General features: G+C 71.4%; 20 protein-coding genes. 13 read left to right on the top strand and 7 right to left on the bottom strand.

The window, feature by feature from the left end; translation table 11 throughout:
* The first annotated feature begins 163 nt into the window (after positions 1-163).
* The 10 genes from BWR60_RS14145 to gndA all read left to right on the top strand — a co-directional run bounded on the left by BWR60_RS14145 (position 164) and on the right by gndA (position 9285).
* A complete protein-coding gene (locus BWR60_RS14145) occupies positions 164-967 on the top strand; it encodes an ABC transporter permease subunit (protein ID WP_179221768.1) in 804 nt (267 codons plus the stop codon).
* Positions 968-979: 12 nt separating this feature from the next.
* Entirely contained in the window at positions 980-1819 is an 840-nt protein-coding gene (locus BWR60_RS14140) for an ABC transporter ATP-binding protein (protein ID WP_088151672.1), read from the top strand.
* A 4-nt stretch (positions 1820-1823) separates the two neighbouring features.
* Positions 1824-2990: an acyl-CoA dehydrogenase family protein gene (locus tag BWR60_RS14135; protein WP_088151725.1), complete on the top strand. Its 1167-nt coding sequence runs from the start codon at positions 1824-1826 to the stop codon at positions 2988-2990.
* Between the two features lie 21 nt (positions 2991-3011).
* Positions 3012-4103 carry an LLM class flavin-dependent oxidoreductase gene (locus tag BWR60_RS14130; RefSeq protein WP_088151671.1) on the top strand — a complete coding sequence of 364 codons (1092 nt, stop codon included), beginning with the start codon at positions 3012-3014 and terminating at the stop codon, positions 4101-4103.
* 187 nt (positions 4104-4290) lie between these two features.
* Entirely contained in the window at positions 4291-5235 is a 945-nt protein-coding gene (locus BWR60_RS14125) for an ABC transporter substrate-binding protein (RefSeq protein WP_088151670.1), read from the top strand.
* Positions 5232-5807, top strand: a complete 576-nt coding sequence (locus tag BWR60_RS14120) for a flavin reductase family protein (RefSeq protein WP_088151669.1) — start codon at positions 5232-5234, stop codon at positions 5805-5807. The genes BWR60_RS14125 and BWR60_RS14120 overlap by 4 nt, the downstream gene beginning before the upstream one ends.
* A gap of 93 nt (positions 5808-5900) precedes the next feature.
* Positions 5901-6605, top strand: coding sequence for an SDR family NAD(P)-dependent oxidoreductase (locus tag BWR60_RS14115; protein WP_088151668.1), 705 nt, complete (start codon positions 5901-5903; stop codon positions 6603-6605).
* 22 nt (positions 6606-6627) lie between these two features.
* A complete protein-coding gene (locus BWR60_RS37045; RefSeq protein ID WP_179221767.1) occupies positions 6628-6780 on the top strand; it encodes a hypothetical protein in 153 nt (50 codons plus the stop codon).
* A 16-nt stretch (positions 6781-6796) separates the two neighbouring features.
* Entirely contained in the window at positions 6797-7759 is a 963-nt protein-coding gene (locus tag BWR60_RS14110; RefSeq protein WP_088151667.1) for an alpha/beta hydrolase fold domain-containing protein, read from the top strand.
* Between the two features lie 98 nt (positions 7760-7857).
* Positions 7858-9285 (top strand): NADP-dependent phosphogluconate dehydrogenase, encoded by a 1428-nt coding sequence (gndA, locus tag BWR60_RS14105; protein ID WP_088151666.1) that lies wholly within the window; start codon positions 7858-7860, stop codon positions 9283-9285.
* 224 nt (positions 9286-9509) lie between these two features.
* On the opposite strand, the gene BWR60_RS14100 is transcribed toward gndA, so the two are convergent.
* The 5 genes from BWR60_RS14100 to BWR60_RS14080 all read right to left on the bottom strand — a co-directional run bounded on the left by BWR60_RS14100 (position 9510) and on the right by BWR60_RS14080 (position 15077).
* Complete coding sequence (locus tag BWR60_RS14100; protein ID WP_088151665.1) at positions 9510-10553, bottom strand: ABC transporter ATP-binding protein; 1044 nt, start codon at positions 10551-10553, stop codon at positions 9510-9512.
* A gap of 130 nt (positions 10554-10683) precedes the next feature.
* A complete protein-coding gene (locus tag BWR60_RS14095; RefSeq protein WP_088151664.1) occupies positions 10684-11703 on the bottom strand; it encodes an ABC transporter ATP-binding protein in 1020 nt (339 codons plus the stop codon).
* Positions 11703-12449, bottom strand: a complete 747-nt coding sequence (locus BWR60_RS14090; protein WP_218823489.1) for a copper homeostasis protein CutC — start codon at positions 12447-12449, stop codon at positions 11703-11705. Before BWR60_RS14090 ends, BWR60_RS14095 begins: the two co-directional genes overlap by 1 nt.
* A gap of 23 nt (positions 12450-12472) precedes the next feature.
* Positions 12473-13936 (bottom strand): M81 family metallopeptidase, encoded by a 1464-nt coding sequence (locus BWR60_RS14085; RefSeq protein WP_088151662.1) that lies wholly within the window; start codon positions 13934-13936, stop codon positions 12473-12475.
* Between the two features lie 4 nt (positions 13937-13940).
* On the bottom strand, positions 13941-15077 hold the full coding sequence (locus tag BWR60_RS14080) for an ROK family transcriptional regulator (protein ID WP_088151661.1): 1137 nt from the start codon (positions 15075-15077) through the stop codon (positions 13941-13943).
* A 126-nt stretch (positions 15078-15203) separates the two neighbouring features.
* Between BWR60_RS14080 and BWR60_RS14075 the strand changes: the two genes are divergently transcribed.
* From BWR60_RS14075 to BWR60_RS14065, 3 genes are all read left to right on the top strand, one after another.
* Complete coding sequence (locus tag BWR60_RS14075) at positions 15204-16754, top strand: ABC transporter substrate-binding protein (RefSeq protein ID WP_088151660.1); 1551 nt, start codon at positions 15204-15206, stop codon at positions 16752-16754.
* A 196-nt stretch (positions 16755-16950) separates the two neighbouring features.
* Positions 16951-17871, top strand: a complete 921-nt coding sequence (locus BWR60_RS14070; RefSeq protein ID WP_088151659.1) for an ABC transporter permease — start codon at positions 16951-16953, stop codon at positions 17869-17871.
* A gap of 4 nt (positions 17872-17875) precedes the next feature.
* Positions 17876-18748: an ABC transporter permease gene (locus tag BWR60_RS14065; protein ID WP_088151658.1), complete on the top strand. Its 873-nt coding sequence runs from the start codon at positions 17876-17878 to the stop codon at positions 18746-18748.
* Here BWR60_RS14065 and BWR60_RS14060 read toward each other — a convergent pair.
* On the bottom strand, positions 18745-19365 hold the full coding sequence (locus tag BWR60_RS14060; RefSeq protein ID WP_088151657.1) for a LysE family translocator: 621 nt from the start codon (positions 19363-19365) through the stop codon (positions 18745-18747). The two genes, BWR60_RS14065 and BWR60_RS14060, sit on opposite strands and share 4 nt — an antisense overlap.
* A 52-nt stretch (positions 19366-19417) precedes the next feature.
* Positions 19418-19996 carry an alpha-ketoglutarate-dependent dioxygenase AlkB gene (locus BWR60_RS14055; protein ID WP_218823488.1) on the bottom strand — a complete coding sequence of 193 codons (579 nt, stop codon included), beginning with the start codon at positions 19994-19996 and terminating at the stop codon, positions 19418-19420.
* Positions 19997-20193: the final 197 nt, after the last annotated feature.

The following is a 20193-nucleotide window of genomic DNA, read 5'->3' as shown; positions in this document are numbered from 1 at the left end:
AGAGTTCGGAATAAAATCTAGCCAGATCAGCCCATTACATATTATACATATATTATATGGTATTTAATTCAGAATCACATTGACTGACGCATATGGTGGGTCATTATCTACAACTCAGCGGCGCCCGCCGTCACCCTTTCGCATCCGGCAACAGGACATCGCCTTGGCCACCCTCTCGCTGACCCAGCCTGCCGGCGGCTTCACGGCCCGGATCGAGCGGTTCCGCCGCTTCATCCCGCCGCTGGTGATCGTGCTGCTGTGGCAGGCCGGCTCCTCCGCCGGGCTGATCCCGCCGCGGTCGATCGCCTCGCCCGCCACCATCATCGTCACCTTCTGGACGCTGCTGGCCTCGGGCGAGCTGCTGCAGCACCTGCTGGTCTCGCTCGGCCGGGTCAGCGCCGGCCTGGCCATCGGCGTCACCACCGGCGCCGCCCTGGCGCTGGTCGCCGGGCTGTCGAAGCGCGGCGAGGACCTGGTCGACGCTATCATGCAGATGCTGCGAACCATGCCGTTCCTGGCGCTGGTGCCGCTGTTCATCCTGTGGTTCGGCATCGGCGAGACGCCGAAGATCGCGCTGGTCGCGCTCGGCTCGGCCTTCCCGATCTATCTGACGCTGTTCGCCGGCATCCGCGGCGTCGACGCCAAGCTGGTCGAGGCCGCCAGCGTCTTCGGCCTGTCGCAGCGCGAGCTGATCCGCCAGGTGATCCTGCCCGGCGCCCTGCCCTCCGCCCTCGTCGGCCTGCGCTACTCGCTCGGCTCCGCCTGGCTCAGCCTGGTGATCGGCGAGCAGATCAACGCCTCCAGCGGCATCGGCTACCTGGTGATGACGGCGCGCGACTTCCTGCGCACCGACATCATCTTCGTCGGCCTGATCGTCTACGCCCTGCTCGGCCTCGGCGCCGACCAGCTCGTCCGCGCGATCGAGCGCAGCGTGCTGCGCTGGCGCCCCAGCTTCGTCAAGGCCTGAGCTTCGCAAAGGATGCGCCCCGTGCCCCTCTCCGTCGCCCGCCAGATCGCCGACGCCGCCCCGCAGGACCGCCCGGATATCGTCCGTATCCGCGGCCTGACCCGATCCTTCGGCGGCCCCAACATCCTCGACCATCTCGACCTCGACATCGCCGACGGCGCCTTCGTCGCCCTCTTGGGCCGCAGCGGCTCCGGCAAGTCGACGCTGCTGCGCACCCTGGCCGGGCTGGATCCCGCCCCTTCCGGCACCGTGACGGTGCCGTCGGAGCGCACCGTGGTGTTCCAGGAGCCGCGGCTGCTGCCGTGGAAGAGCGTCTGGCGCAACGTCGCGCTGGGGCTGCCCGGGGCCGGCGCGCGCGACCGTGCCGTCGCGGCGCTGCAGGAGGTCGGGCTGTCGCACCGGATCGACGCCTGGCCGCTGACCTTGTCGGGCGGCGAGGCCTCGCGCACCGCCCTGGCCCGAGCCCTGGTGCGCGAGCCGCGCCTGCTGCTGCTGGACGAGCCTTTCGCCGCGCTGGACGCCCTGACCCGGATGAAGATGCAGGGGCTGGTCGGGTCGCTGTGGCAGGCGCATCGCCCGGCGGTGCTGCTGGTCACCCACGATGTCGACGAGGCGCTGCTGCTGGCCGACCGGGTGCTGGTGCTGGCCGACGGCCGCATCGCCACCGACATCCCGATCGCGCTGGACCGCCCGCGCCGCCACGGCGACCCCGGCTTCGTCCGGCTGCGCGCCCGGCTGCTGGCCGATCTCGGCGTCGACGAGTTCGAGGGCGAGGCGGCGCCGGTTGCCCATCGTCCCGCCGGGCGGCCCGTGCCCGCCGGCCATCCGGTTGCTGCCCCGGCCGGAGCCTGAGGCGATGGCCCGGCCGGACCAATTGCGCAGCATCGATGCGCCGCCGACCCTGGCGGACACGGTGGCCGCCCTGGCCGGGGAGTTTTCCCGGACGGCGGCGGAGCATGACCGCAACGGCGCCTTCCCCTTCGCCAATTTCGACCGGCTGGCCGAGGCAGGTCTGCTGGCCCTGGTGACGCCGCGGCGCTTCGGCGGCCTCGGCGGCGGGCTGCGGGACGCCGCCGCGGTGATCGGCGGCATCGCCCGGGGCGAGCCGTCCACCGCCCTGGTGCTGTCGATGCAGTATCTGCAGCACGCCTCGATGGAGGAGCGCGGCTGGCCGGCGCCCCTGGCGGAGCGGCTGGGCCGTGAGGCCGCCGCCGGCGTGTCGCTGATCAACGCCCTGAGGGTCGAGCCGGAGCTGGGCACGCCGGCCCGCGGCGGCGTGCCGGCGACGGTGGCGCGGCACACGCCGGAGGGCTGGCGCGTTTCCGGCCACAAGATCTTCGCCACCGGCATCCCGATCCTGTCCTGGCTCGCGGTCTGGGCCGTGACCGACGAGGCCGAGCCGCGCGTCGGGACGATCCTGGTGCCCGCGAAGTCGCCCGGCATCCGCGTGGTCGAGAGCTGGGACCAGCTCGGCATGCGCGCCACCAACAGCCATGACGTGATCCTGGACGACGTGCCGGTGCCGCTGGACCACGCGGTCGACCTGCGCCCGCCCGAGGCCTGGCGCGTGCCGGAGCCGGTGAAGTCGGCCTGGGGCGCGGTGCTGATCGGCGCCCTCTATGACGGCATCGCCCGCGCCGCCCGCGACTGGTTCGTCGGGTTCCTGAAGACCCGCGCCCCGGCCAATCTCGGCGCGCCGCTGGCCACCCTGCCGCGAATGCAGGACGCGGTCGGCGAGATCGAGGCGAGGCTGGCGGTCAATGCCCGCCTCCTGGCCAGCGCCGCCCGCGACGTCGATGACGGCCGCCCGCCCTCCCCCAATGAGAGCGGCATCGTCAAGCTGACCGTCACCGGCAACGCCATCGCCGCGGTCGAGGCCGCGGTGCGGCTGACCGGCAATCCCGGCCTGGCCCGGGCCAACCCGCTGGAGCGGCATTACCGCGACGTGCTGTGCGCCCGCATCCACACGCCGCAGGACGATTCCATCCGCCTCGCCGCCGGCCGCCTGGCCCTCGGCCTCTGACATCGCTTCGAGGATTTCGCCATGAGCGTCGAATTCATCGGTTTCATCGGCACCCGCGACTTCTCCGAGACCCGCCCCGCCAGCGGGCCGGTGATCGACGTGCCCTATATCGAGACCGTGGCCCGGGCGCATGAGGCCGCCGGCTTCGACCGCGCCCTGGTCGCCTTCCACTCGACCTCGCCGGAAAGCATCCTGGTCGCCGGCCATGCCGCCACGGTGACCGAAAAGCTGGGGCTGATGATCGCGCACCGGCCCGGCTTCACCGCCCCGACCCTGGCGGCGCGGCAATTCGCGACGCTGGACCAGCTGACCGGCGGCCGCGTCGCCGTGCACATCATCACCGGCGGCGACGATGCCGAGCTGCGCCAGGACGGCGACTTCCTGACCAAGGACGAGCGCTACGCCCGCACCGACGAATATCTCGGCATCCTGCGGAAGATCTGGACCAGCGACGCGCCCTTCGACCATGAGGGGGCGCATTACCGGTTCGAGCGCGGCTTCTCGACCGTCCGGTCGGTGCGGCCGCCGCACATCCCGATCTATTTCGGCGGCGCCTCCGACGCGGCGATCCAGGTGGCCGGCAAGCATGCCGACATCTACGCGCTGTGGGGCGAGACCCACGCCCAGGTGCGCGAGCTGACCGGCCGGGTGCGCGCTTCCGCCGCGAAGCACAGCCGGCAGCTGCGCTTCAGCCTGTCGCTGCGGCCGATCCTGGCCGACACCGAGGAGAAGGCCTGGGCCCGCGCCGATGCGATCCTGGAGCAGGCGCGCGCGGTGCAGGACAGGACCGGCTACAAGCGCACCGCCGACCCCGCCAATTCCGGGTCGCTGCGCCTGCTGGAGGCGGCCGCGCAGGGCCCTCGGCTGGACAAGCGGCTGTGGACCGGCATCGCCGCCCTGACCGGCGCCAAGGGCAACTCGACCGCGCTGGTCGGCACGCCGGAGCAGGTGGCCGACGCGCTGCTGGACTATTACGACCTCGGCGTCACCACCTTCCTGATCCGCGGCTTCGACCCGCTGGACGACGCCATCGACTATGGCCGCGAACTGATCCCGCTGACCCGCAAGCTGGTCGCCGACCGGGTCCGCGCCAGCGCGACGGCGGCGGAGTGAGACATCGGATGGGCCGGAGCCACCCCCTCACCCGAAATCGCTGCGCGATTTCGACCTCTCCCCTGGGGAGAGGTAAAGGGGCCGCAGCTCCTGTTCCCCTCTCCTTGGGGAGAGGGAGGGGCCCGTCGCGTTGGCGACGGGAGGGTGAGGGGGTGGCTCGGTGCCGAATGAGATGGGAGTTCCTGTCATGAAGCGCATCCTGGCCGGGCTCGTCCTGGCCCTGGCGATCACCGGCACGGCCAACGCCGAGACCGTGCTGCGGGTCGGCGACCAGAAGGGCAATGCCCGGTCGGTGATGGAGGCGGCGGGCGTGCTGTCCGACCTGCCCTACCGGGTGGAATGGAGCGAGTTCCCGGCCGCCGCGCCGCTGCTGGAGGCACTGAACGCCGACGCCATCGATGCCGGCAGCGTCGGCGACGCGCCCTTCACCTTCGCCGCCGCGGCCGGGGTGCCGGTCAAGGCGATCGCCGCGATCCGGTCGAAGCAGGACGGGCTGGCCATCGTCGTGCCCAAGGACTCGCCGGTACAGGGCCTGCAGGACCTGGCCGGCAAGACCGTCGGCACCGGCCGCGGCTCGATCGGCCACCAGCTGATCCTGGCGGCGCTGGAGAATGCCGGGCTGAAACCGGACGCGGTGACCATCGTCTTCCTGCTGCCGGCCGAGGCCAAGGCCGCCCTGTCCAGCGGCGCCATCGACGGCTGGTCGACCTGGGAGCCCTACACCTCGCAGCTGGAACTGCAGGAGGGCGCGCGGCGTGTGGTCACCGGCGTCGGCATCACGCCGGGCTTGAGCTTCCTGGTCGCCCGGCCGGATGCGATCGAGGCCAAGCGCGCGGCGCTGCAGGATTTCGTCGGCCGGCTGGCGAAGGCGCGAAGCTGGGGCACCACCAACTATCCGGCCTATGCCGGGATCTGGAGCAAGCTGGTCGGCCTGCCGCAGGAGGTGGCGCTGCAATACCTGTCGCGCCAGGCCGTGCGGCCGGTGGCGATCGACGACACCGTGGTGGCGGACGAGCAGAAGACCATCGACCTCTATTTCCGCGCCGGGCTGATCCAGACGCAGCTGGACGCGAACACCGTGCTGGACCGCTCGTTCAACGACCCGGTGCTGGCGGAGCTGGCGAAGAAATGAGCCTCGACACCCTGCTCGCCTTGGCTGCGGCCGGGCTGGAGCCCCTGGAAGAACGCCACCCGCCGGTGACCGACGACGCCTTCCGCGGCGCCATGCGCCACCTGGCGGGGGCGGTCAGCATCGTCACCGCCGGGCTGGGGGCGGAGCGCAACGGCCTGACCGCCACCTCGGTGGTGTCGCTATCGGCCGACCCGCCGACCGTGCTGGTCTGCGTCAACCGCTCGGCCTCGGCCTGGCCGCTGCTGGTCCGGCACGCCCATTTCGGCATCAACGTGCTGGCGGCGTCGCAGCACCCGATCGCCGACCGCTTCGCCGGCCGCAACGGCGAGAAGGGCGAGGCCCGCTTCGCCGGCGCCCGCTGGATCCGGCTGGCCAGCGGCGCGCCGATCCTGGCCGACGCGCTGGTCGCCTTCGACTGCACGCTGGAGGAGCGGATCCAGCGCCACTCCCACGACATCCTGATCGGCCGGGTGCAGGCGCTGCATGGCGCCGGCGGCACCGGAGGTGCCCCCGGCACGGATCCGCTGCTGTACTGGCGCGGCGCCTATGGCGCGATCCGCCCGCCCGCCTGAGATCCCGTCTTGCGGCTGGGGAAGTCGCCGACGACATGATAGGACAGGGGTGGAGCCGAACCCGGCGCAGCCATCCCGGTCCTGAGGACAGCCATGAGCCGCGAGAGCTACAAGACAGCCCTGATCGTCGGCACCGGCAGCGGGCTCAGCGCCTCGCTGACCCGGCTGCTCAGCCGCCAGGGTATGCGCGTCGCCGTCGCCGCGCGCGACACCGACAAGCTGAGGCCGCTGCTGGAGGAGACCGGCGCCGCCGGCTTTGCCGCCGACGCATCGGACGCCCAGGCGGTGGCCGGGCTGTTCGACGCCGTGCAGCAGCGCTTCGGCGGCGACCCGGATGTGGTGGTCTACAACGCCAGCGGCCGGCTGCGCGGCCCGCTGGCCGATTTGAACCCGGCCGAGGTGCAGCGGGTGCTGGCGGTCACGGCCTTCGGCGGCTTCCTGGTCGGCCAGCAGGCGGCGCGGCGGATGCTGCCGAAGAAGCGCGGCGCCATCCTGTTCACCGGCGCCTCGGCCAGCGTCAAGGGCTATGCCCGCTCGGCCCCCTTCGCCATGGGCAAGTTCGCGCTGCGCGGCCTGGCCCAGAGCATGGCGCGCGAGCTGGCGCCGCAGGGCATCCATATCGCCCATGTCGTGATCGACGGCCAGATCCGCGAGGCCGGGCGCGAGGACCCGCCGGCCAAGCCGGACAGCACCCTGGACCCCGACGCCATCGCCCAGAGCTATGTCGACCTGCTGCGCCAGCCGCGCAACGCCTGGAGCTGGGAGATCGAGCTGCGGCCCTGGGTGGAGACCTTCTGACATCCCGAGCACCGGAGGGCCCATGGACACGATCGGTTGGCTGATCCACACACTGGAGAGCCGGTTGCCCGAGGGGCCCGAGGAACGCTGCGAGCCGCCGCGCCGCACCCGGCCGGCGGCGCCGCGCCTGCTGGACCGGGTGCGGGCCGCCATCCGGCTGCCCCTGCCCCGCTGACGACCGAGGTTCTCCTATGCCGGACGCCCTGACCCCGCCGGGCCTTGCCCCCGAATTCCTCGCCGGCCAGGCGCTGCTGCGCGAGAGCGGCATCGTCCAGGCCGACGTGCTGGCGACGCCCATCGTCGTCGCCCGCGGCCATGCGGCGACGCTGCAGGCCTTCCTGAACCAGGACGCGCCGCCGCTGGCCCGGGTCGAGGAGCATGTGCTGGCCGAGCTGCCGGTGCCGGTGCGGGTGCGGGTGTACTATCCGGACGGCGCGTCCGGCCCGCTGCCGGCCTATCTGCACGCCCATGGCGGCGGCTTCGCGCTGGGCGGCATCGACTCGCTGGACCGCTGGAAGCGCGAGGTCGCGCGCGACGCTCGGGTGGTGGTGGTCGGCCTGGACTATGCCCTGGCGCCCGAGCACAAATTCCCGACCGCGCGCGACCAGGCCGTGGGCGTGGTGCAGTGGCTGCGCGCCAATGCGGCCACGCTGGGCATCGATGCCGGGCGGATCGGCATCGGCGGCGATTCCGCCGGCGGCAACCTGGCCCTGGCCACGCTGCTGCGGCTGCGCGACCTTGGCGAGACGCTGCCGTCCTTCGGCGCCCTGGTCTACGGCATGCTGTCGGCGAACCACGACACGCCGTCGCATCGCGATTTCGGCGACGGGCGCTACGGCCTGTCGACCGCCAAGCTGGAGTGGTTCTGGACCCAGTATCTGCGCGACCCGGCGCTGCGCGACGACCCGCAGGCGGCGCCGCTGACCGCCGATCTGGGCGGCCTGCCGCCGCTGCTGCTGCTCGCCGCCGCGCTCGACCCGCTGCTGGACGACACGCTGGCCCTGGACCAACGGCTGAGCCGGATCGGCGCGACGCACAGCCTCAAGGTCTATCCCGACATGCCGCACGGCTTCCTGGCCCAGACGCGCCTGCTGTCCCGGGCCCGCGAGGCCCGTGACGACGTGGTGGCGGCGCTGAAGCGCCATCTTGTCTGACAACCCGGCCGCCGCCATGGACAAGGCAGCGGCGGTTGACTATCGATAGCCTCATCGATCGGCCGTCTGGTCATCAGCGGACAGAGAAGAGGCATCAGATGAGCGACGCGGACATCGCAGTCGTCGGCTTGGCCGTCATGGGCCGGAACCTCGCCTTCAACATGGCGGAGAAGGGCTTCCGGGTGGCGCTGTACAACCGCAGCCAGGAGAGGACCGACGAGGCGATGGCCCTGGCCGGCCCGCTGGCCGACCGCCTGGTGCCCTGCCGCACGCCGGAGGAGTTGGTGGCGGCGGTGCGCAAGCCCCGCGCCATCCTGCTGATGGTGCAGGCCGGCACCGCCGTCGACGAGACCATCGCCCGGCTGCAGCCGCTCTTGGAGAAGGGCGACGCCCTGATCGATGCCGGCAACGCGAACTTCCACGACACGGTGCGGCGCGAAGGCGCGCTGGACAAGGCCGGCCTGGCCTTCCTCGGCGTCGGCGTGTCGGGCGGCGAGGAAGGGGCCCGCCACGGCCCGTCGATCATGGTCGGCGGCAAGCCCGAGGTTTATGGCCGGGTCGACAAGATCTTCACGGCGATCGCCGCCAAGTTCGAGGGCACGCCGTGCTGCGCCCTCTTGGGCACCGACGGCGCCGGCCACTTCGTCAAGACCATCCACAACGGCATCGAATATGCCGACATGCAGATGATCGGCGAGGTCTACGGCCTGATGCGCCGCGGCCTGGGGCTGACGCCCACCGAGATCGGCGACGTGTTCGAGCGCTGGTCGAAGGGCCCGCTGTCCTCCTACCTCGTCGACATCACCGCCACCGTGCTGAAGACCACCGATCCCAAGACCGGCAAGCCGCTGGTCGACGTCATCGTCGACAGCGCCGGCCAGAAGGGCACCGGCCGCTGGTCGGCGATCGAGGCGCTGGCGCTGGGCGCCCCCGCCTCCTCGATCACCGCGGCGGTGGAGGCGCGCGGCGTCTCGGCAGAGCGCGCCCTGCGCAAGACCCTGTCCGAGCGCTTCCCCGGCGCGGCCCAGAAGCTGACCCTGGCCGGCAACCGCGAGGCGGCGATCGAGCTGCTGGAGAAGGCTCTCCTGGCCGGCAAGATCCTGGCCTACACCGAGGGCTTCGCCATCATGTCGGCGGCGTCGCGCGAATATGGCTGGAAGCTGCCGCTGGCCGAGGTGGCGCGGATCTGGCGCGCCGGCTGCATCATCCGCTCGACCCTGCTGGACCGCATCGCCTCGGCCTATGACGAGACGCAGGACCTGGAGACGCTGGTGCTGGCGCCGGGCCTGACGCCGCTGTTCGAGGGCGCCGCCGGCGCGCTGACCGAGGTGGTGGCCGAGGCCTTCCGCCACGGCCATGCGGTGCCGGCCCTGTCGGCCGCGACCTCGCGCTGGCTGGCGCTGCGCCAGCCGCGCTCGACCGCCGACCTGACCCAGGGCCAGCGCGACTTCTTCGGCGCCCACGGCTTCGGCCGCATCGACGCCGAGGGCCAGCACCACGGCCCCTGGAGCCAGGCGCAGGGCTGATCGACGGTCGGGCCGGAACCGCTCCCTTTGAGTCCCCCCTCCCCTCGCGGGAGGGGGTTAGGGGGAGGGGGTTCCCGCGGCGAGCACCGGCCTACTCTGACCGGTACGATCCTACGCATTCGCGCGCGGACGCGCGCAGACCCCTCCCCCTACCCCCCTCCCGCAAGGGGAGGGGGGACTATAAAAGCTTGTTCCGGTGAATGACGGTGCCGGGTATGGCTCGGCTACAGATCGTCCCGGATGCACGCCTTCACATGCCCCGGCGCGACCTCGCGCAGCGGCGGCACCGCGGTCGCGCACTCCGGCAGAGCATGCGGGCAGCGGGTGCGGAAGACGCAGCCGCTGGGCGGGCTGATCGGGCTGGGGATGTCGCCCTGCAGCAGGACGCGCTCGCGCCGCACCGTCGGGTCCGGCACCGGCGCGGCGGAGAGCAGCGCCCGGGTGTAGGGGTGGCGCGGCGCGGTGTAGAGCGACCGGGCCGGCGCCGACTCCATGATCCGGCCGAGATACATCACGATCACGCGGTCGCAGAGATACTCGACCACCGACAGGTCGTGGGCGATGAACAGCACGGTCAGGCCCAGATCGCGCTGCAGGTCCTGGATCAGGTTCACCACCTGGGCCTGGATCGACACGTCGAGCGCCGAGACCGGCTCGTCCGCCACGATGAAGCTGGGCTCCACCGCCAGGGCCCGGGCGATGCCGATGCGCTGGCGCTGGCCGCCCGAGAACTCATGCGGGTAGCGGGTGATCGCATCCGGCCGCAGCCCCACCCGGCGCAGCAGCTCGGCGATCCGCTCCGGCCGCTGCCGGCCCCGCGCCAAGCCGTGGATGGTCAGCGCCTCGCCGACGATCTCGCCCACCGTCATGCGCGGATTCAGGCTGGCGTAGGGGTCCTGGAAGACGATCTGCATCTCGCGCCGATAGGCCTGGAAGGCCGCGCGAGACAGCTTGAGGATGTCGGTGCCGGCGAAGCGCACCGACCCGGCCGTCGGCTCGGTCAGCCGCAGCACCGACCGGCCGGCCGTGGTCTTGCCGGAGCCGGATTCGCCGACCAGCCCGACCACCTCGCCGCGCTTCAGCGAGAAGGACACGTCCTCGACCGCGCGGACATGCTGCCCCTTCTTGCCGAACAGCCCGCCGCCGACCGGGAACCAGGTGCGCAGCCCCTCGACCTCGAGCAGGGTCTCGCCCGGCGCCGGCAGGGCGATGGCGCTGCGGCGGTCCGCGGGACCGGCCCGGTCCTCGACCGTTCCCAACCTCGTCATGGCGAGCCCCGCAGGGGCGTGGCCATCCAGGGCAGCTCGCAACGGCCCCTGGATGGCCACGTCGCTTCGCTCCTCGCCATGACGGTGTTGGGATAGACGGGGTTCCCGGTCCTGCGTTTCCTCACCATGCTCATGCCAGCTCGCTCCAGCGGATGCAGCGCGACATGTGCCCGCCGCCGGTGTCGGTCAGCGGCGGCACCGCGGCGGCGCAGGCGTCGACGGCGTGGCGGCAGCGCGGCGCGAAGGCGCAGCCGGGCGGCAGCTTCTTCGGGCTCGGCACGTTGCCGGGGATCGCCTCCAGCCGCCGCGCCTCGCCGCGGTCGACCGCCGCGTAGTCGGTGCGCGGCACGCTGTTCAGGAGGCCGATGGTGTAGGGGTGGCGCGGCGATTTGAAGATCTCGACCACGCCGCCCTCCTCCACCACCCTTCCGCCATACATCACCGCCACGCGGTCTGCCATCTCGGCCACCACGCCGAGATTGTGGGTGATGAACAGGATCGACATGCCGATCTCGGCCTGCAGCCGGCGCATCAGATCCAGGATCTGGGCCTGGATGGTGACGTCCAGAGCGGTGGTCGGCTCGTCGGCGATCAGCAGCGCCGGGCGGCAGCACAGCGCCATGGCGATCATCACCCGCTGGCGCATGCCGCCGGACATCTGGTGCGGATAATCCTTCAGCCGCCGGCGCGCGGCCGGGATGCCGACCAGCTCCAGCATCTGTGCCGCCGTCTCCATCGCCTGGCGGCGGCCCAGCCCCTGATGCAGCGCCACCGCCTCGGCGATCTGGTCGCCGACCGGATAGACCGGGTTCAGCGACGTCATCGGCTCCTGGAACACCATGGCGATGTCGTTGCCGCGGATGCCGCGCATCTCGGCCTCCGACAGCCTGGCCAGGTCGCGCGGCCGGCCGTCGCGGCCGGTGAACAGCATCTCGCCGCCGGCGATGCGGCCCGGCGGGGTCGGGATCAGGCGCATCAGCGACAGGCTGGTGACGCTTTTGCCCGAGCCGGATTCGCCGACCAGCGCCAGGGTCTCGCCGCGGCCGATATGGAAGGTGACGCCGTCGACCGAGCGGATCGGGCCGTCATCGGTGTCGAAGACGGTCTTCAGATCCGTCACCGAGAGCAGGATGTCGGCGGCTCCCGCCATCAGGCGCGCGCGGCGCGGATGGTCGCCCGCACCCGGTCCGGATCGGTGACCGTGTTGGTGTATTCGCGCTCCAGATCGGTGCCGCCCATGCCGACATCGGCGTTGCGGAAGACCATGCCGCTCGGCTCCTGCCGCAGGGCAGCGAAGTGCATCTCCTGCAGCCCGGTGGCGCGCCGCACCTCGGCGATATTGGCCTCGTCCAGGTCGCCGCAGCCCATGATGACGATGCGGTCGCCCGCCTGCTCCACCGACCGCTTCAGGATGGCCAGGCCGGCCATGGCGTCCGGCCGCTGGCCCGAGGTCAGCACCCGGTCGACGCCGCAGCGGATCAGCGCCTCCAGCGCCTCCTCCGCGTCGCGGGTCATGTCGAAGGCGCGGTGGCAGGTGACCTTCATCGGCCGCGCCGCCTGCACCAGCCGTGCCGTGCGGTCCTCGTCGATCCGGCCGTCGGCGGTCAGGCAGCCGATGACGATGCCGGGCACGCCGAGCTCCCGCAGCGCCTTCACATCGGCCAGCATGCTGGCGAATTCGGTGTCGCTGTACAGGAAGTCGCCGCCGCGCGGCCGGATGATGACGTGGAACGGGATGCGGGCGCGGGCCTTCACCTCCAGTATGGTGCCGATGCTGGGGGTCAGCCCGCCCTCGATCAGGCTGGCGCAGAGCTCGACCCGGTCGGCCCCGCCCTCCTGGGCCGCCAGGAACCCGTCCAGGCCTTCGACGCAGATCTCGATCAGGGGGGTGGTCATGGACGGGACTTTCGCTGCGAGGGTCATCGGCCGAGGGCCTTGAGCGACCGGGCGGACCAGACCGGCCGGGGCTGCCAGTCGAAACCGCGGTCGAAGGGGAAGGTCGGGCGGGTGGTGCGGTGGCGCGGCAGGTGCTCGACATCCTGGTCGACCACGCCGGGCGACAGCGCCATCAGGTTCGGGTTGGCGATCGGCGCCAGCTCCGGCGACAGGTAGCCGGACTTGACCACCAGGATCGACACCTCGGCCGGGTGCGCGCCCAGCCGGGTGAAGTCGGCGATGGTGTGGAACGGCCGGCGCCGGGCGGTCAGGACGACGCAGATGCCGCTGATACGGACCAAGGCCTGACGGTCGGCGACATCGACGCCCGGATCGAGCACCAGCACCTCGGCCTCCGCCTCGACCGGCTGGCTTCCTTGGGTATCGAGCGTCGCGCCGATGCTCAGGCGCAGCCGGGCGCCGGCGCCGGCGGCAAAGCAGGCCTCGGTGGCCGGTCGGTCGGTGATGCCGGCGATCAGCACGTCCTGCGCATCCCGCGCCAGCAGCGCCCGCAGCAGGTCGGCGCGGTCGCCGACGCCGCCACCGGTCGGGTTGTCGCCGGAATCGGCCAGGATCACCGGCCGCGTGGCCGAGCCGACGGCCCACTCCACGCACTCGTCGACGGTGCCGGTGCGGCTGCCGAAGACGAAGTCGTCGCGCGCATCCCAATAGGCCCGGGCCAGGCGCGTGCCCTCGCGCTCCATCGCCACCGGATCGGTGCCCGTCATGATGATCGCGGCGGTCGCCCGCGGCTCATCGGCCCAGACATAACCGACCATCATCGAGGCATCGAGGATGCCGTCGACGGCGTCGACCGCCGGCAGCTGCGCGTAGAGCGACTTCGCCGGCTCGTCCACCGTGCTGGTGCGCTCGCCCGGCCACAGCACCGGCACCGGCACCCACAGCAGCAGCGGCGTCACGCCCGCGGTCAGCCGCTGCATCAGCATGCTGACGGCGCGGCGCTTGGTCTCCTCCACATCGATATGCGGCGCGGTGCGGTAGGTCGAGAACATGTCGAGCGCGTCGATGATGCGCTGGCTGACATTGCCGTGCAGGTCGTAGCTGGCGCTGATCGGGCAGTCCGGCCCCACCGCGGCGCGGGCGGCGGTGATCCAGTCGCCCTCCGCATCCTCCATGCCCTCGACATTCATCGCGCCGTGCATGGCGAGGTAGAGGCCGTCGATCGGGCCGAGCGCCGTCAGCCGCTCCAGGAACTCCGCCTTGAACGCCTCATAGGTGGCGCGGGCGACCGGGCCGCCGGGGATGGCGCGGGCATGCAGCGTCGGCAGGAAGGTGGCGTCGTAGTCGCGCAGCATGGCGAAGGACGGGTCGGCGGTCAGGGCGTCGCCGCGCAGCACGCGGAAATCCGTCTCGGTCGCCAGGACCGGGCTGTAGGTGCTGCATTCGGTGTGGATGCCGCCGACGGCAATGCGCGGGGGAGATGCCATGTCTTCAGCCTTCTTCGGCGCGGGTCAGGAACTTCTGGGCGGCGATGCTGGCGGCGCCGCGGGCCCACAGGTCGCGGGTCGCCTCGTGGAAGCGGATGGTGGTCGAGGCGGCGAGGCGCGGCAGCACGTTCGCCTCGATCGCCTGCCGTGTGACGGTGCGGAACAGCGGGCCCATGGCGCCCTCGACATCGACGATCAGCACGAATTCCGGGTCGTTGACCTGGATCACATGGGCGATGGCCAGGCCCAGCGCCGCGCCGGCCCGGTGCAGGATGGCGATGGCGTCGGCATGGCCCTGCGCCGCCAACGCCTCGATCTCCGCCATCGTCGACGCGTCGAGGCCCCTTGCCCGCGCCTGGGCCAGGATCGCCTGGCGCGGCGCCACGGTGTCGAGGCAGCCGCGCTTGCCGCAGCGGCAGGGCAGCCCGCCCGGCTCGATCGTGCAATGCGCGATCTCGCCGGCGCCGCCGCCGTGGCCGCGATACAGCGCCCCGTCGACGTAATGGGCACAGCCGATGCTGTCGCCGAAGGTGACGGTGGTGAAGGTGCGGTAGTCGCGCGCCAGCCCGTACAGCCGCTCGCCGGTGGCGACGGCGTTGGCGTCGTTCTCCAGGAAGGTCGGCACACCGGTCGCCTGCTCCACCACCGCCGCCACCGGCAGGTCGATCCAGCCGAGATTGGTGGAGTGCAGGCAGCGGTCCTGGCCGTGGTTGACCAGGCCGGACAGGGCAACGCCGATACCGCGCAGCCTTTCGGCCGACACGCCGGCTTCGCCCAGCAGATGCGGGATCGCCTCGCGGATGGCCACGGCGATCGCCTGGGGATCGTTCGACCAGGGCGCCGTGCGCTGGCCCAGCACCGCGCCCTGCAGATCGGCCAGCACCAGCGTCACCGGCTCCTCCACGATCGAGGCGCCGATGAAATAGCCATGGGTCGGGTTCAGCCGCAGCAGGATCGACGGCCGGCCCTGGCGCGACGGGGCCGTCTCGCTCTCCTCCAGCGCGCCGTCCTGGATCAGCTCGCGGCTGAGCCCCGTGATCGCCGCCTTGCTGAGCCCGGCCAGGACCGCGAGCTCGGACCGGCTCAGCGGCCCGTGATCGGCCACGGCCTGCAGCAGCGAGCGTTTGGAGGGGTTGGCCATTCGCCTCGGTTTCCGGTGCGTTCGACTTGACAGTTAGTTTAGAAATTGAATTTAATCAAGCCGAAGGCTTCATCAATCTAACAAAGTCGGCGGGCATCCGGACCGATTCAACCAACGGGGGACGAGATGGCATTTGTGATTGACCGGCGCGGCGCGCTGGCCCTGGGCGGATCGTTCGGGCTGGCGGCGCTGCTGCGCGGCCACGGCGTGATGGCCGCCGACGCTTCGCAGATCGTGATCATGCAGAGCGAGGCGCCGCGCAGCATGGATCCCGCGGACCAGACCGCGACCTACACCTCGGCCCTGCTGGAGCCGATGTATGAGGGCCTGACCGGCTACAACGAGAAGATGGAGCTGGTGCCCGTCCTGGCCACGAAGTGGGAGGGCGACGCCACCGGCACCACCTGGACCTTCACCCTGCGCCAGGGCGTCAAGTTCCATGACGGCGAGCCCTGCGACGCCGACGCGGTGATCGCCAGCTTCGCCCGGCACCTTGACGAGAAGCGCGGCCTGGCCGCCAGCGGCCGCTTCCGCGCCGTGGTGGGCAAGGTCGAGGCCACCGGCGCGGACACCATCCGCTTCACCCTGAAGCGCCCCTACCCCGCCTTCCTCAAGCTGCTGGCCCAGGCCTCGGCCTCGATCGTCAGCCCGAAGGCCGACAAGGCCGGCACGCTGGGCCGCGCCGCGGTGGGCACCGGCCCGTACAAGCTGACCGAGTACAAGTCGGGCGAGTATGTGCTGGAGGAGGCCAATGCCGATTATTGGGGCGAGAAGGCCCCGACCAGGAATTTGAAGTGGATCTGGACCCAGGAAGCGGCGGTCATGAACATGGCCGTGCAGACGGGCGATGCCGACATCGTCGTGCCGCTGCCGCCGGTCTTCGCCGCGCCGATCAAGGCCAACCCGGAGCTGGCGCTGATCGAGGGCAACCCGACCTCGGTGTTCTGGGTGGCGCTGAACTGCAAGCTGGCGCCGCTGGACGATGTCCGCGTCCGCCAGGCACTGAATTTCGCCACCGACCAGGCCGGGCTGGTCAGCAACCTGCTCTACGGCTTCGGCCTGCCGGCGAACTCGCCGCTGTCGCCCGCCGTGTTCGGCTATGACAAGACGGTCGAGGGCTACAAATTCGACATCGCCAAGGCCAAGGCCCTGCTGGCCGAGGCCGGCCATGCCGACGGCATCACCATCACCGTCGCGGTGCAGGAGCCGGAGGCGAGCATCGCCGAGATCCTGCAGGGCATGTGGGCCCAGGCCGGCATCACCCTGACGATCCAGCGGATGGAGAGCGGCGTGTGGACCGCCGCCGCCTTCGGCAAGCCGGAGGAGAAGGCGGCCCAGGGCGTGCACAGCGTCATCGCCTCCTGGTCCACCGGCACCTTCGATGCCGATCTGCAGTTGAAGCCGCTGTACTACACCGACAGCTGGTCGCCGAAGGGCGCCAATCTCGGCTTCTACAGCAATGCCGAGCTGGACGGCATCCTGGACAAGGCCGGGTCGTCGACCGACGACGCCGAGCGCAAGACCCTCTACGCCAAGGCGCAGCGCATCATCGTCCAGGATGCGGCGCATGTGCTGCTGTACTACCCGAACGACCTCGCCGCCGCCCGCGCCGAGGTGAAGGGCGCCTGGCTGCAGCCCGGCGGCGAGATCGTCCCGGAACGCGCGACGAAGGCTTGATGTCGACGACGTTCAAAACCACCGAAGCTTTTCGCGTTGCCTCTCCCGCTTGCGGGAGAGGTCGGAGACGCGAAGCGGCTCCGGGTGAGGGGAGTTTGTCGAGGCCCGGGCCAACCCTCACCCGGTCGTCCTGCGGACGCCCGACCTCTCCCGCCAGGCGGGAGAGGCGACGCGCTCTGTTCGAGGCGTCCGCCGCATGAAGGCCTATCTCACCCGCAAGCTGGTGGCGCTGCCGCTGATCCTGCTCGGCGTCTCGTTCCTGATCTTCGGCGCCGTGCGGATGCTGCCGGGCGATCCGGCGCGGATCATGGCCGGGCCGCAGGCGACCCAGGACGCGGTCGACGGCATGCGCACCCGCCTCGGCCTCGACCAGCCCTTCCTGGTGCAGTACGGGCTGTTCCTGAGCCAGGCCGCGCAGGGCGATTTCGGAGAGTCGATCAAGTCGAAGAAGCCGGTGATCGACGAGATCGCCGAGCGCTTCCCGAACACGCTGTGGCTGGCGGTGGTCAGCTACGCCATCGCCATCCTGGTCGGGGTGGCCGCCGGCATGCTGGCCGCGGTCTACCGCAACCATTGGCCGGACCAGGCGGTGATGATCGCCGCCATCGGCGGCGCCTCGGTCGCCAATTTCTGGCTGGCGCTGATGATGATGAACCTGTTCGCGGTGCAGCTGAAATGGCTGCCGCTGCTGGGCGCCGGCGGCTGGCAGAACTACGTCATGCCGTCGATCGCGCTGGGCCTGCTGCCCGCCGCGCTGATCGCCCGCATGACCCGGTCGAGCATGCTGGAGGTGATCGGCCAGGACTATATCCGCACCGCCCGCGCCAAGGGGCTGGGGCCGCGCGTCATCTACCGCAAGCACGCGCTGCGCAACGCGCTGATCCCGATCGTCACCATCGTCGGGCTGAATTTCGGCGGCCTGCTGGGCGGCGCCGTGGTCACCGAATCCGTGTTCAACTGGCCCGGCATCGGCCGGCTGCTGGTCGATTCCGTGCGCTATCGCGACTATCCGATCATCCAGGGCGTCACCCTGCTGACCGTCACCGCCGTGGTGGTGGTGAACTTCCTGGCCGACCTGCTGATCGCCGCCATCAACCCCCGCATCCGCTTCGACTAGGACCATGACCAGCATCGCCGACAGCGACGACCTTCCGGCCGCCCCGTCCCGGGCGAAGCGGCTGGGCCGCATCCTGCGCCGGCACAAGAACCTGACGATCGGCGGCGCCATGGTGCTGCTGCTGGTGCTGGCCGGCCTGCTGGCGCCGCTGATCGCGACCCACGACCCGACCCAGCAGTCGCTGGCGACGGCGCTGCGCCCGCCTTCGGCCGAGCACCTGTTCGGCACCGACCAGTATGGCCGCGACCTGTTCTCGCGCATCGTCTACGGCGCCCGGCTGTCGCTCCTGGAGATCGTGCTGGGCGTCGGCATCGCGCTCGCCGCCGGCATCCCGCTGGGCCTGCTGGCCGGCTATTCCGGCGGCAAGGTCGACCAGATCGTGATCTGGTTCATGGACATCCTGTTCGCCTTCCCGGGCATCGTGCTGTCGATCCTGATCGTCAGCATCCTCGGCACCAGCCTGGTCAACCTGATGATCGGCATTGCCGTGTTCTCGATCCCGGTCTATGGCCGGCTGTCGCGCAACCTGGCGCTGGCGCTGAAGCAGGTCGAGTACACCGAGGCGGCGCGGGCGCTGGGCGCGGGCCTGTGGCGCATCCTGTTCCAGCACATCCTGCGCAACGCGCTGGGGCCGATCATCGTGCAGGCGACGCTGACCGCCGGCACGGTGGTGCTGACCGCCGCCAGCCTGTCCTTCCTCGGCCTCGGCGCCCAGCCGCCGACGCCGGAATGGGGCGCGATGATGAGCGACGGCCGCAACTTCCTGGGCGTCAACATCTGGCTGTCGCTGTTCCCCGGCCTCGCCATCACCTTCTCGGTGCTGGGCTTCAACCTGTTCGGCGACGGGCTGCGAGACCTCTTGGATCCGCGCCGCTAGAGGAATTCGGCCGCCGTCACGGCCACCAGCGCCGCGGCCATGGCCAAGTTGATGATCCGCGCGACGACCGGATCGCGCAGCCAGCGCGACAGCGAAACGCCGGCCAGCAGCCAGGCCAGGTGGATCAGCACGATCATCAGGCTGAGCAGCGCGATCTTCACCGCGGCGTCCAGGCCGCTGTCGCCGGCGATCACGGTGGTGCCGGCGAAGATCGCGGCGATGGCGAAATAGGCCTTGGGGTTGGCGACCGCCAGCCCGAACCCGCCGGCGACGCCGGGCGCCCGCGCCGCCGCGTCCCGCCCGCCGAGCGGCGGGGCGGTGGCGATCTTCCAGGCGAGAAAGAGGATGTAGATGGCCGACAGCACGCCCAGCACCAGGAGCCCGTGCGGGATCGCGGTGACCAGGGCAACCAGCCCGGCCGCCACCGCCAGCAGCACGGCGATGGTGCCGGCGATCAGCCCGACGGCATAGGGCAGCGACCGGCGGATGCCGAAGGAGGCGCCGACCGCGGTGAGGCTGATGGTCGACGGGCCGGGGCTGCCCATGACCACGGCGGCGGCCAGGAACAGCGCGGCCAGCGGGCGCCACAGCCCCGGATCGGCAAGGGAGGTGTCCATGCCGCGAGGCTAGCGGGCGCCCCGGAGCCGGTCTTGCACGCCGGTGCTGTGGTCAGCTCCGCCCCTTGCCCCGGCCGGAGAGGCTGCGAAAGGTCACCGACCAGCGCGTCGCCTCCATCTCCGGGATCGAATGCTCCCAGCCATGCCGCGCCTCGCCGGAGAGGTGGTAGGCGGAGCGCGACGCCAGCGGCACCGACCGGCGGTCGAAGCCGCCCTCCGCCCGGCGGCGGCGGAAGCGCAGGATCGCGGCGGCGCCGAGCGACACGCCGACGACATGCTCGAACACCGGCCGGTCCTTGTGCCAGCCGATGCCGGCGCCGGGGTCGTAGCGGATCAGGAGCGCCTGGGCGAGGTCGGAGGGTCCCAGCCCGGCGAAGCGAGCCGCCTTCTCCCGCAGCGGCAGCAGCCAGCCCGGGATCGGCTCGGCCGGCCGGAAGCTGCCGTTCTCGAAATCATAGCGCCAGCCGAAGGTGGCGGTCAGGCGCCGGCCCTCCCAGCCCTGGTAGCGGAACGGCGACAGCTCCGCGGCGTCGATCGCCGCGGTCAGCCGCCCTTCCTCCTCCGGCGTGACCATGTCCGCGACGGTCGACAGGCCGGCGAGCGGCGGCGGGCCGAACAGGTCGGGCTGCACGGGGGATCTCCCTGGTTGATCCCCATAGATATGGCCCTTCGCGTGCAGCCCGGCAAAGGCGGTGCCGTCCCCCTCACCCGAAATCGCTGCGCGATTTCGACCTCTCCCCGGGGGAGAGGTGAAGGAGCGCCGACCTTGTTTCCCTCTCCTCGGGGAGAGGGAGGGGCCCGCCGCGTTGGCGGCGGGAGGGTGAGGGG

The sequence above is a fragment of the Inquilinus limosus genome (assembly GCF_002195995.1).
GTDB classification, from domain to species: domain Bacteria; phylum Pseudomonadota; class Alphaproteobacteria; order DSM-16000; family Inquilinaceae; genus Inquilinus; species Inquilinus limosus_C.
This window is presented reverse-complemented; position numbering and strand designations above follow the sequence as displayed.

What these genes read in the sequence shown, in the direction of transcription:
- BWR60_RS14115 (WP_088151668.1), top strand. Translation starts at nt 5,901, where the DNA reads ATGAGCCGCGAGAGCTACAAGACAGCCCTGATCGTCGGCACCGGCAGC.
- BWR60_RS14130 (WP_088151671.1), top strand. Translation starts at nt 3,012, where the DNA reads ATGAGCGTCGAATTCATCGGTTTCATCGGCACCCGCGACTTCTCCGAG.
- BWR60_RS14120 (WP_088151669.1), top strand. Translation starts at nt 5,232, where the DNA reads ATGAGCCTCGACACCCTGCTCGCCTTGGCTGCGGCCGGGCTGGAGCCC.
- BWR60_RS14080 (WP_088151661.1), bottom strand. Translation starts at nt 15,077, where the DNA reads ATGGCCAACCCCTCCAAACGCTCGCTGCTGCAGGCCGTGGCCGATCAC.
- BWR60_RS14140 (WP_088151672.1), top strand. Translation starts at nt 980, where the DNA reads ATGCGCCCCGTGCCCCTCTCCGTCGCCCGCCAGATCGCCGACGCCGCC.
- BWR60_RS14070 (WP_088151659.1), top strand. Translation starts at nt 16,951, where the DNA reads ATGAAGGCCTATCTCACCCGCAAGCTGGTGGCGCTGCCGCTGATCCTG.
- BWR60_RS14085 (WP_088151662.1), bottom strand. Translation starts at nt 13,936, where the DNA reads ATGGCATCTCCCCCGCGCATTGCCGTCGGCGGCATCCACACCGAATGC.
- BWR60_RS14095 (WP_088151664.1), bottom strand. Translation starts at nt 11,703, where the DNA reads ATGGCGGGAGCCGCCGACATCCTGCTCTCGGTGACGGATCTGAAGACC.
- BWR60_RS14135 (WP_088151725.1), top strand. Translation starts at nt 1,824, where the DNA reads ATGGCCCGGCCGGACCAATTGCGCAGCATCGATGCGCCGCCGACCCTG.
- BWR60_RS14125 (WP_088151670.1), top strand. Translation starts at nt 4,291, where the DNA reads ATGAAGCGCATCCTGGCCGGGCTCGTCCTGGCCCTGGCGATCACCGGC.
- gndA (WP_088151666.1), top strand. Translation starts at nt 7,858, where the DNA reads ATGAGCGACGCGGACATCGCAGTCGTCGGCTTGGCCGTCATGGGCCGG.
- BWR60_RS14060 (WP_088151657.1), bottom strand. Translation starts at nt 19,365, where the DNA reads ATGGACACCTCCCTTGCCGATCCGGGGCTGTGGCGCCCGCTGGCCGCG.
- BWR60_RS14100 (WP_088151665.1), bottom strand. Translation starts at nt 10,553, where the DNA reads ATGACGAGGTTGGGAACGGTCGAGGACCGGGCCGGTCCCGCGGACCGC.
- BWR60_RS14065 (WP_088151658.1), top strand. Translation starts at nt 17,876, where the DNA reads ATGACCAGCATCGCCGACAGCGACGACCTTCCGGCCGCCCCGTCCCGG.
- BWR60_RS14075 (WP_088151660.1), top strand. Translation starts at nt 15,204, where the DNA reads ATGGCATTTGTGATTGACCGGCGCGGCGCGCTGGCCCTGGGCGGATCG.
- BWR60_RS37045 (WP_179221767.1), top strand. Translation starts at nt 6,628, where the DNA reads ATGGACACGATCGGTTGGCTGATCCACACACTGGAGAGCCGGTTGCCC.
- BWR60_RS14110 (WP_088151667.1), top strand. Translation starts at nt 6,797, where the DNA reads ATGCCGGACGCCCTGACCCCGCCGGGCCTTGCCCCCGAATTCCTCGCC.
- BWR60_RS14090 (WP_218823489.1), bottom strand. Translation starts at nt 12,449, where the DNA reads ATGACCACCCCCCTGATCGAGATCTGCGTCGAAGGCCTGGACGGGTTC.